We start from the raw sequence: 9,911 nt of genomic DNA on the forward strand, positions 1-9,911 counted from the left end.
CGCAGGACGCCTTCGAGCGCACGGTGTACCTCATCCGCCAAACGCCCGACAACACGGTGGCCCGCACCAAGGTCACGGCCCTGCTCGCCGGCGTGAACAGGCCGCGCAGGACGCCTTCGAGCGCACGGTGTACCTCATCCGCCAAACGCCCGACAACACGGTGGCCCGCACCAAGGTCACGGCCCTGCTCGCCGGCGTGAACACGGGCATCGATGCCACAATGGCCGGGCCCGGGCGGCGCAGCTCACCTCGCCCTGGTCGCGCTACTTCTTCGACTTTGACCCCCAGGTTCGCTTGGCCCAGGTGCAATGCCCAGTGCTGCTGCTAAACGGCACGGAGGACCTGCAGGTATCGGCCCGCCAGAACATGTCGCCCATGCTAAAAGCGTTGCACCGCGCCCACCGCCAGGCCACGGCCACGCGCCTCGAAGGCGTGAACCACCTGTTTCAGCCCGAGCTGGAGGAGTGGCCCGTGGTGGACGGGGCCCAGCAGCCCACGTTTTCACTCGAAGCCCTGAAAAACATCCACGAGTGGTGGCGCTCCAAACCAAGCTGCCCGGGGCCCCACTACCCGTAACTGTGAAGCGCGCGGCCCCGCGCAAGGCTACCGCCTCCGCCCGGACCCGCGGCTAGGGCCCCGGCGGCCGGCCGTAGTATTGCAGCACAGTGTACTGGTTGATACGAGCCAGTGGGCTACTGCGCCGCGTGGCGCTGCGGGCCGTGCCTACGGGGCTTGCGTCCGAAACCCCGCTTCCCTCACCGGCGGTTGAGCGGGCACATTGGGCCCCAGCCAATCCGGTAACATTGTGGGTGCTTAACGCTAAAGCAGCGCCGAGCACTTCTCGTTTTCCTTTCTGCACCCATTTCGGTGGGGACTCAACCCATTTGCTATGAAACCTTCGCCGCGCCCCCGGCGCTCCTGGGCCAATGCGGGGCCCCTGCGCTGGGCGCGGCGCTACATGGGCTACTCGCGCGCCGAAGCCCGGGGCATGGTGGGGCTGCTGGCCGTGCTGGCCGGGGCCCTGCTGCTGCCGCTGCTCTGGCACCCCGCCCAGCCCCAGTACCTGCCCGCCGCCGACCAGCAGCAGCTCGACCAGCTGGCGGCGAACTTGGCCGCCAACCGCGCCCCGAGCCGCACCTACGCCCCGCGTTCATTCGAGCGAGCCGCGCGCTACCCAGCAGTGGCCCAAGTGCCTCTGGGGCCCTTCGACCCCAACGCCCTCACGGCCGAGGGCTGGGAGGCCCGCGGCGTGCCGCACTTTGTGGCCGGGCGCATTGTGAAGTACCGCGACGCGGCGGGCGGCTTCCGCGCCAAGGCGCAAATCAAGAAGATGTATGGGCTGGAAGATTCGGTGTACCAGCGGCTGGCGCCTTTCATGCAGTTGCCCGAGGCGCTGCCGGGCCGCGGCGAGCGGCCGGCCTACGCCGCCACTGGGGCCCCGAGCAAGTTCCCGCCTTTCGCCGACAGCAAATTCCCCAGCAAATTCCCCAGCAAGCCCAAGCACCTCCAGCCCTTCGACCTGAACGCGGCCGACACCACGCAGCTCATGCAAATCCGCGGCATTGGCGCGGGCCGGGCCAAGTGGGTGGTGCAGTACCGCAATCAGCTCGGCGGCTACCTGCGGGCCGACCAGTTGGGCGAAATATTCGTGCTGCGCGACGCCCCCGATTTGGTGGATAGCCTGCGCAAGTACACATTCGTGCGGCCGGGCTTCGCACCGCAGTTGGTGAACGTCAACACCGCATCGTTCGACGAGCTGTACCTGCACCCCTACATCCGCAAGCCACTGGCCCGCCTCATCGTGGCCTACCGCAAACAGCACGGCCCCTACCGCAAGCCCGAAGATTTACAGCAAATCCCGACCCTGAAGCCCGACGACTGGGCCAAGCTGCGGCCCTACGTGCGCTGCGATTAGGGCCCCGGCGGGCGGCTACTTACTGCCCGCGCCCATTTCCAGCTTGCGCAGCTGGTCGGCGCGCCAAGCGGTGAAGGCCACGATGCCCATCGTCATGAGGCCGCCAAAAACTACGCTGGGGACGGTACCCATGGCCTTGGCGGCGGCGCCACTCTCGAAGCTACCGATTTCGTTGCTGCTACCGATAAAAATGCTGTTTACGGCCGATACGCGGCCTTTCATGTACTCGGGCGTGTAGGTGTGCACCAAGGTGGAGCGCACGATGACGGACACGGCATCGAATACACCGGTGAGGAAGAGCAGAAAAAACGAGAGGTAGATGTTACGCGACAGCGCGAAGGCCACCGTGGCCGCCCCGAAGCCCGCCACGGCCCACAGCATTTTGCGGCCCGCGCCTTTTTTGAGGGGCGAGAAGGTGAGGAAAATGGCCATCAGCACCGAGCCCACGGCGGGGGCGGCGCGCAGGCTGCCAAACGAGCCGGGGCTGTGCAGCACGTTGGCCGCGAAAAAGGGCAGCAGCGCCACCGCGCCCCCAAACAGCACCGCAAACATATCGAGCGACAAAGCCGCCAATACCAACTGATTGCTGAAAATGAACTTGATACCACTGGTAATGCTTTCGGCTAGGCCCAGGCGCTCACCCTCGATGGGCGGCAGCTCGCGGCTGGCAATGCTGACGAAAAACAGCAGCGCCAGCACTTCCATCACCGAATCGACGCCGTAGGCAAACTCGATGCCCAGGTACGTGATGAGCAGCCCCCCAACGGCCGGCCCCAACACCGCCGACGCCTGCCAGGTAGTGGAGCTCCAGGTGATGGCGTTGGGCAAGTGGGTGCGGTCGGGCAGCAGCTGCGGCATGAAGGCAAACAGCGCCGGGCTGAGAAACCCGCGCGCAATGCCACTCACGAAAATAACCAGGTACAGCGGCCACACCACGGTGGCGTGCAGGGCCCTAAGGTTGAGGCGGCCGCGTTCCAGCAGCGCCTCTTGCAGGGGGTGGGCCAGCCACCACAGCGTGAAGGCGCACAGCACCAGCACCAGCACGGCCGGCACCACAATGCGCTTGCGCCGCACCGAGTCGGCCACGTGCCCGGCGTAGAGCGACACCGTGATGCTGGGAATGGCCTCGGCCAACCCGATGAGGCCCAGGGCGAGCGGGTCGTTGGTGAGCTTGAAAATCTGCCAGGCCACGACGACGCCCTGAATCTGGGTGGCGATGGAGAACAGGGCGCGCGCCGTGACGTAGCGGCGGAAGTCGGGCAGGCGCAGGGCCGCGTAGGGGTCGTGGGGGGCCGCGGGGGCAGCAGGCGAAGCAGGGTCCATACAAAAACGCCGGGCCAATGTATCGTGCGCGGCCCCGCCGGGTAAAGGTAGCCTACCCCGCGCCGGGCCCACGGTGACGCTTGCCGTACGCGCTACCACTACTTATCTTGCGCTACGCCTCCACCTTCGCTATGTCCAATTACGGCCTCGACCTCGTGTACCGCCCCGACCTGCCGGCCCTCATCGCCCGCTGGCAGCGCGAAGTCACGCCCTACGAGTTACAAACCGGCTACCAGGCCGTGCTTGCGGCCGCCGACGCGGCCGGGTGCAGCCGCTGGCTGCTCGACTTGCGCCGCCGCGAAGACGTAACGGAGCCCGCCGTGAATACGTGGTTCGGCACCACTTTTGCGCCGGAGCTGCGGGAGCGCTACGGGGCCCCGGTGCGACTGGCCTTTTTGGTGTCGCCGCTGCGGGCGCAGCAAGCCGTTACAGCCGTGGTTTCGGCCGCCGATGCTGATTGCCGCATTGCCACCTTCACCGACGAGGCCGCCGCCCACTTCTGGCTAGCCCAAGCCGCGGAATAGGGTCCCAGGCACACATCGGGCTCCGACGTGAAGTTTTTGGGAAGGTTGCGCCATTTATTAAAAATATTTTGTCATTTTTGCTTCAGCGGCCTTGCGAAAGACCTAATCACGCCACTAAATTTGGCAACCGCTTGCAACGTTCTGTTTGCAACCGGTATCTTCCGTTTTATTTCCCTTAATCTCTAAAGCTGCATACTATCGGTTCAAGCTCTACGTTCTCCTTATCCGTAGTCCTTTATGGAATCCATGCAGCTGAGCGATTCCGCGCTCGTTACGCTTTACCTGGCTGGCCAGGAGTCCGCCTTCGCGCTGCTGCTTGAGCGGCACCGAAGCCGGACTTTTACGACCATCCTGCTCATCGTCCGCGACGAAGATGTGGCCGAAGACCTCCTCCAAGACGCATTCATCAAAGCCATCCACGTGCTAAAAAGTGGCCGCTACAACGACGAAGGCAAGTTCGGACCCTGGCTGTGCCGCATTGCGCACAACCTGGCCATCGACGCCTTTCGCCGCGGCAAGCGCGTGCCCCACCTCAGCCTCGACGGCGACGGGCCCCTGGCCAATTCGCTTGCCCATTCGGAAGAAGGGGCCGACGATGCCCTGGCCCGCGAAGAAACCCACAGCCGCCTGCGCGAGCTCATCCAGGAGCTGCCGCCGGCCCAGAAGGAAGTGCTGCTCATGCGCCATTACGGCGATTTGAGCTTCCAGGAGATTGCCGACGCCACCGGGGTGAGCATTAATACGGCCCTTGGCCGGATGCGCTACGCCCTGATAAACCTACGGAAGAAAATGGCCGTAAACCCACCTTACTATGATTCAAACCTTACCCTATACGACCCTACTGCGCTACGTGTACAACGAATTGCCAGTTAGTGCCTTGCCCGAAGTAGAAGAAGCCCTCCAGCACGACCCCGAGCTGGCCACCGCCTGCGCCGACCTGCTGCTGGCCCAGCGCACCCTCGAAGGCCTGCGCTGCGAGCCCCGCCCGGCGGTATCGGCCCGCATTTTAGAATATTCGCGCACGTTTCCGACCGGCAGCTAAGCCCCGGAATTTCGACCGACCTTTGCCATCCTAAGCGCTGCCCACCGCAGCGCCTGGGATGGTTTTTTGCTTACCGGCCGCCCCAATTCTCCGTTTATGACCCGTCCCGAGCGGTTTCGCTTCTTCCTCGATTACTTTACCGTTCACTTCCCGGCCCCCGAAACTGAACTGCTCTACCGCAACCCCTACGAGCTAATTGTAGCCGTGGTGCTGAGCGCCCAGTGCACCGACAAGCGCGTGAACCTGGTAATGCCGGCGTTGCTGGCCGCCTTCCCTACCCCCGCCGCCCTCAGCGCCGCCACAGCCGACGAGGTTTTCCCCTTTATCCGCAGCGTTTCGTACCCCAACAACAAGGCCAAGCACCTCGCCGGGCTGGGCCGGATGCTGATGGCCGACTTTGGCGGCGAAGTACCCAGCCAACTCGATGAGCTGCAGCGCCTGCCCGGCGTGGGCCGCAAAACGGCCAACGTGGTGGTGTCCGTCATCTACAACCAGCCCGCCATGGCCGTCGATACGCACGTATTTCGGGTTTCGCACCGCCTGGGCCTGGTGCCCAAGACCGCCACCACGCCCCTCGCCGTCGAAAAAGGCCTGGTCCGCCACATCCCCCAGCCCCTCATCCCCAAGGCCCACCACTGGCTGATTTTGCACGGCCGCTACACCTGCGTAGCCCGCAGCCCCAAGTGCGGCATTTGCCCACTGGCACCCAGCTGCTTATACTTTGAAAAGGAAGTAGCATCCTTGAGGGGCCTCGTCCCGCTGAAAGCGGCAAAACCCAGCGTAGTAAAGACCAAACCCAACGCCAAGTAAGCCCGCAAAGCCGCACCTGGGGGCCCCAGCAGTCAGCCGTTAGGCCCCCGCGTTTTCCAACACCCGCTGTACTACCGCGGCCAGCTGTTGCCGGTCGAATTCTTTAACGGCCAGGGCCCTACCCCGCTGGCCGGCTGCTTGTAGCTGCGCGGGTTGGGCCAGCAGCTCGCGCAAGCGGTCCGCCAGTTGCGGGGCGTCGCCGGCCGGGATACACCAGCCGCAGCTGTGGGTTTCAACCAGCTTTTTGGTCCAGCCCTGGTTGGTGACGACCACCGGCGTACCCACCGCCAGCGCGTCGTAGAGCTTGGCTGGCGAGTTGGCATCTAGCACCGGCAGGTTCAGGAAAGACGCCACCGCTACGTTAGCCAGCCCAAACCAAGTGAACACCGCGTGGCGCGGCTGCCCGCCCACCAGCCGGATGCGCCCGGGCCAGCGCGCCGCCGTCGCCGCCACCAGCGGCTCGTAGTAACCGTGGCCTAGGAACAGCCATACCGCGTCGGGGTCGGCCGCAACCAGCGCTTCCGCCGCGGCTACCAGTGTTAAGATGTCGTTGGCCCGGCCGAAAGTGCCGGCGTAGAGGACTACTTTCTTACCATCCAAGCCTTGGGCCCGCCGCAGTGCCGCTATAGCTGCCGGCGTGGCCCGGGCGGCTAGGTCGAGGTCGGTGCCGTTGAGTACAGTGGTTACTTTTTCGGCGGCCACGCCCAGGTCCGTCACGTAGCGCGTCATATCAGGCGAGAGGGGCAGGATGTGCTGGGCGCTGTGGTACAAGCGTTTCTCCAGCGCAAACAGCTGCTGCCGGGCCAAGGCCGTGGGCACCGCCCCCATGGCCACCGGAAACGCTGGCCACAAATCCTGCACCTCAAACACCCACGGCACCCGCCGCCAGCGCGCCACCTGCGCCGCCGCCCAAGCCGCCGTCAGCGGCGTGCTGATGCCCCAAATAACGTCGGGCTTCTCCATGCGCAGCCCTGCCCGCACGGCCCACGCCGCGTATTGGGCAAACGATAGGGCCCGGCGCGCGGGGCCCATCTTGTTATCGTAGGGGATATTGGCTTCGCGGATTTCCACCCCAGCCGGCACCCACGGAAACTCCTGCGTCAGCCGCTGCCCACGCCAGGCGGGCGTGGTCAGCAACGTTACCCGGTGCGTCTGGGCAATGTGCGCTAATAGCGCGTAGTGCCGGCTGGTGGCCGGGCAGTCGGGGTTGGTATGGTACTGGCTGAAGACCGCAATGTGCACGGGGACATTTGTGAATGAGCGAATGTATGAAGGGGCGAACGAGCAATGAGTCGTGTATCTAGCGTTCATTCACTCGTTCGCCCGCTTGCTCATTGCCGCTTGGGCCGGTAGTGCGAGTCGTTGAGCAGTTTCTGGGCGTTGCGCTCGGCCATAAGCTGAGCCAGAGTAACGTCAGGGTGCTCGTTCATGTACTTGCGCACAATTTGCAGGCCCACCCACTGGCCCACCCGGCCGGGGCAGGTAGCGTCAATCTCGGGCACATTGGGCCGCTCGCCCACGTACTTCTGGATGGTGAAAGGCGTAGTATTGTACAACAGGTTTTGCTCCAGAAAATGGGCCCATATCTTCCCCTCGTTAGTAGTCACGCCCACTACTTCCTTCCTGGTAAAGCCCAACAGCAGCGAATCGGGCGCACAGGGCAGCACACGGCCGGCAAAGTACAAGGCCTTGCCACCGCTCACCATCGCGTCGAGCATAGTGTTTGCCGTTAGCTCGTGGCGGTTGTACTTGGTTGCTACCCGCAGCGCTAGCGAAGGCATCAAGCTAGCAGGCGTGTAGTTGCGCAGGATATATTTGGGCATTTCCACCGGCCGGAACTTGGCCTGGGGCCCTGCAAACCAGTCGAGGCTCAGCACCAGCAAACTGTCGTTCACGAAAATATCCTTGCCTTCAAACCCACTCACAAACGTAGCCGCCCGCGGGACCTGGAACCCAGGAAAGTAATACTTCACCCGCCCAAATAGGGCCCCCAGGTCGCGGCCTAAGGCAGCGGTATCCGGGAATGCCGCGGCCGTTTGTTGCGCCAACTCGCGTAGGTGCGGCTCGGTGGCCAGGCGGGCCAGAGCAAAGGCCCCGGTGGTATCGGTAGCTGTACGCCGCTGCAAGTAAAAGCGGGCAAACGCCGGGTGCGCGTTCATAAACGCCACTGCTCCGCCGGGGCCCTGAATCTTAAAAAATGCAGCTTCCAGCCGTTGCACTTGCACGGCGGGCATGGGGGCGTCGGCGGCGGCATCGGGCCGGCAGCCAGCCGGTTGGCTCCGGCCACAGCCCACCAGCGCTAGCCCCGCGGCCAGCAAAACGGACCAAGGCCCTCGTTTAGTAATTCTTTTCTTATCCACGCGTTTCTACTTTCGGGTAAATTTAGCCATAACCCGGCCGGCCGCACGCCGCTCCCATTCTTTCGCGCCCCCCTACTATGAAGACATCCTTCCTCGCTTTATCCGTCGTCCTAGCCAGTGCCACAGCGGCCTCGGCCCAGGTTGAAATCGGCGTCAAAATATCACCTTCCGTCGCGTTCCTGCGGGCCGAATCGCCTTCGTCCACTGATTTTGCCAATGAAAGCAGCAAGGTTAGCTTCGGTGGGGCCCTAATCGTGGATTACTTCTTCGGCGAAAACTACGCATTTGGCACTGGCCTGGCACTGACAGGCAAGGGCGGTACTATTTCATATTTTGAGCAAGATCCGCGTGTTCCTCCGCGGCCTAGCGGTAACCGGGTCAACCAGAAGATTGCTACCCAATACATTGAGCTACCCCTCACGCTCAAGCTCTTCACCAACGAGTTAGCCCCCGCCACGCGGCTCTATTTTCAGCTTGGCGGCTCGCTAGCGGCTCCCATCGCTACCCGCATCAACGGCGAAAAATTTTACAAGGATCCCTACGACAACAACAACGAAACTAAGGCGTCGGAACACGTCTTTGCCCTCGACGCCAACGCTTTACTAGGGGCTGGAGTAGAATACCAACTCGGCCGCAGCACCAAGCTATTGGCTGGCCTCAGCTACCACCGCGGCCTGATTAATCTCGACCACTATTTTGAAAAAACCCGAGGCTTCAGCGACGTAACCATCAAAAACAACGTGTTTGCGCTGGACCTAGGAATGAAATTCTAACCACTGATTAGGCTGACCAACCGTGATTTTGCTGAGTTTTAACTCATAAAGCGCACAGCAAAAAGCCCCGACTGCAAGCGCAGTTCGGGGCTTTTGGTTGACAAACGAATCTGCGAAATCCGTTAAATCTGCTTAATCTGCGGTCCTAGTCGGTGAATTCAATTTCCCGATCTTGCACCTTGCTCATGGCCGCGGCCATCGAGCGAAGCTGAATTTCTTCACCGCGCTCATCTTCAATTCGGTAATCGGTGAGACCCAAGCTACTGTCGTTCACTAGTTTCACCCATTTGTAGTACTTCAGATACCACTTCATCTGGCGCGAAACCAGGCCCTTAGTATAGTAGGCGTACAGGAAGGGGTGAACAGACAACGTGAGGCCCGATTGATTTTGGGCCACCAGCAAGTCGTCGATGCTGTTGTCGATGTCGTCCGTTACCTGGATGGAAGCGGAAATACGGCCCGTGCCGCCGCAGGTGGGGCACACTTCGCCGGTTACGATGGTTTCGGCCGGCCGCACGCGCTGCCGCGTGATTTGCAGCAGTCCAAACTTGGTCAGGGGCAATACCGTGAATTTGGCCTTGTCGGCCTTCATCACGTCACGCACGGCGTCTTCCACCTTCTTACGGCTCTCAGCGGCGCGCATGTCGATGAAATCCACCACAATGATGCCCCCCATGTCGCGCAGGCGCAACTGCCGCGCTACCTCTTTCGCTGCCAGCAGATTAATCATTAAAGCCGTGGCTTCCTGATCGTTCTCCTGGTTGCTTTTGCTGCCCGAGTTCACATCGATAACGTGCAGGGCCTCGGTGTGCTCGATGACGAGGTAGCCGCCGCCGGGTACGGTCACGGTTTTGCCAAACAGCGTTTTCAACTGCTTCTCAATACCGATGTGTTCGAAGATTTTGACCTTGGTGTTGTGCAGCTTCAGCAGCCCGAGCTTGTCGGGCGCAATCTTCTGCAAGTAGTCGCGCATCTCCTCGTACATGGCCGGAGCATCGACCAAAATACTGTCGAACGACTCGTTGAGCATGTCGCGCAGCATGGAGGACGTACGCCCCAGCTCGCCCAGTACTTTATCGTTGGGCTTTGCGGTGCGCAGCGTGGTATACAATTGCTCCCACTTGCCCACCATGTCCTGCATGTCCTTATCCAGCTCGGCCACGT

The 9,911-nt window shown here is 62.4% G+C and carries 12 protein-coding genes; 8 read left to right on the forward strand and 4 right to left on the reverse strand.

Annotated elements, in window-relative coordinates; translation table 11 throughout:
- The 3 genes from BEN49_RS27650 to BEN49_RS06420 form a co-directional block, all read left to right on the forward strand.
- The coding region (locus tag BEN49_RS27650) for a hypothetical protein (protein ID WP_158022768.1) at positions 1-200 on the forward strand (200 nt) is incomplete at its 5' end.
- 94 nt (positions 201-294) lie between these two features.
- Positions 295-576: an alpha/beta hydrolase gene (locus BEN49_RS06415; protein WP_070742232.1), complete on the forward strand. Its 282-nt coding sequence runs from the start codon at positions 295-297 to the stop codon at positions 574-576.
- 313 nt (positions 577-889) lie between these two features.
- Positions 890-1,915 carry a ComEA family DNA-binding protein gene (locus tag BEN49_RS06420; RefSeq protein ID WP_070742233.1) on the forward strand — a complete coding sequence of 342 codons (1,026 nt, stop codon included), beginning with the start codon at positions 890-892 and terminating at the stop codon, positions 1,913-1,915.
- A gap of 15 nt (positions 1,916-1,930) precedes the next feature.
- On the opposite strand, the gene BEN49_RS06425 is transcribed toward BEN49_RS06420, so the two are convergent.
- A complete protein-coding gene (locus BEN49_RS06425; RefSeq protein ID WP_083325828.1) occupies positions 1,931-3,238 on the reverse strand; it encodes an MFS transporter in 1,308 nt (435 codons plus the stop codon).
- Between the two features lie 131 nt (positions 3,239-3,369).
- Between BEN49_RS06425 and BEN49_RS06430 the strand changes: the two genes are divergently transcribed.
- From BEN49_RS06430 to nth, 4 genes are all read left to right on the forward strand, one after another.
- The gene (locus BEN49_RS06430) at positions 3,370-3,762 is read left to right on the forward strand and encodes a hypothetical protein (protein ID WP_070742234.1); all 393 of its coding nucleotides are present in this window, start codon (positions 3,370-3,372) and stop codon (positions 3,760-3,762) included.
- A 237-nt stretch (positions 3,763-3,999) separates the two neighbouring features.
- Entirely contained in the window at positions 4,000-4,635 is a 636-nt protein-coding gene (locus BEN49_RS06435) for an RNA polymerase sigma factor (RefSeq protein WP_070742235.1), read from the forward strand.
- Positions 4,574-4,804, forward strand: a complete 231-nt coding sequence (locus BEN49_RS06440) for a hypothetical protein (protein ID WP_239691840.1) — start codon at positions 4,574-4,576, stop codon at positions 4,802-4,804. Before BEN49_RS06435 ends, BEN49_RS06440 begins: the two co-directional genes overlap by 62 nt.
- Positions 4,805-4,900: 96 nt before the next feature.
- A complete protein-coding gene (nth, locus tag BEN49_RS06445; RefSeq protein WP_070742237.1) occupies positions 4,901-5,614 on the forward strand; it encodes an endonuclease III in 714 nt (237 codons plus the stop codon).
- Positions 5,615-5,653: 39 nt separating this feature from the next.
- On the opposite strand, the gene BEN49_RS06450 is transcribed toward nth, so the two are convergent.
- Positions 5,654-6,856, reverse strand: a complete 1,203-nt coding sequence (locus tag BEN49_RS06450) for a glycosyltransferase family 4 protein (RefSeq protein WP_070742238.1) — start codon at positions 6,854-6,856, stop codon at positions 5,654-5,656.
- Positions 6,857-6,945: 89 nt separating this feature from the next.
- Complete coding sequence (locus BEN49_RS06455) at positions 6,946-7,974, reverse strand: gliding motility protein GldB-related protein (RefSeq protein WP_498366026.1); 1,029 nt, start codon at positions 7,972-7,974, stop codon at positions 6,946-6,948.
- Between the two features lie 77 nt (positions 7,975-8,051).
- Here BEN49_RS06455 and BEN49_RS06460 point away from each other — a divergent pair, with 77 nt between their 5' ends.
- Entirely contained in the window at positions 8,052-8,747 is a 696-nt protein-coding gene (locus BEN49_RS06460; RefSeq protein WP_070742239.1) for a porin family protein, read from the forward strand.
- Between the two features lie 145 nt (positions 8,748-8,892).
- On the opposite strand, the gene BEN49_RS06465 is transcribed toward BEN49_RS06460, so the two are convergent.
- Positions 8,893-9,911 (reverse strand): ribonuclease E/G (locus BEN49_RS06465; RefSeq protein WP_070742240.1); only part of this gene is annotated, 1,019 nt, incomplete at its 5' end.

Origin of the sequence: Hymenobacter coccineus, from assembly GCF_001816125.1 — a bacterium.
In the GTDB taxonomy this organism is placed as follows: domain Bacteria; phylum Bacteroidota; class Bacteroidia; order Cytophagales; family Hymenobacteraceae; genus Hymenobacter; species Hymenobacter coccineus.

Bases quoted from the DNA above. Each gene is read 5' to 3' on its own strand.
- BEN49_RS06420 (WP_070742233.1), top strand. From the start codon at position 890: ATGAAACCTTCGCCGCGCCCCCGGCGCTCCTGGGCCAATGCGGGGCCC.
- BEN49_RS06425 (WP_083325828.1), bottom strand. From the start codon at position 3,238: ATGGACCCTGCTTCGCCTGCTGCCCCCGCGGCCCCCCACGACCCCTAC.
- BEN49_RS06430 (WP_070742234.1), top strand. From the start codon at position 3,370: ATGTCCAATTACGGCCTCGACCTCGTGTACCGCCCCGACCTGCCGGCC.
- BEN49_RS06435 (WP_070742235.1), top strand. From the start codon at position 4,000: ATGGAATCCATGCAGCTGAGCGATTCCGCGCTCGTTACGCTTTACCTG.
- BEN49_RS06440 (WP_239691840.1), top strand. From the start codon at position 4,574: ATGATTCAAACCTTACCCTATACGACCCTACTGCGCTACGTGTACAAC.
- nth (WP_070742237.1), top strand. From the start codon at position 4,901: ATGACCCGTCCCGAGCGGTTTCGCTTCTTCCTCGATTACTTTACCGTT.
- BEN49_RS06460 (WP_070742239.1), top strand. From the start codon at position 8,052: ATGAAGACATCCTTCCTCGCTTTATCCGTCGTCCTAGCCAGTGCCACA.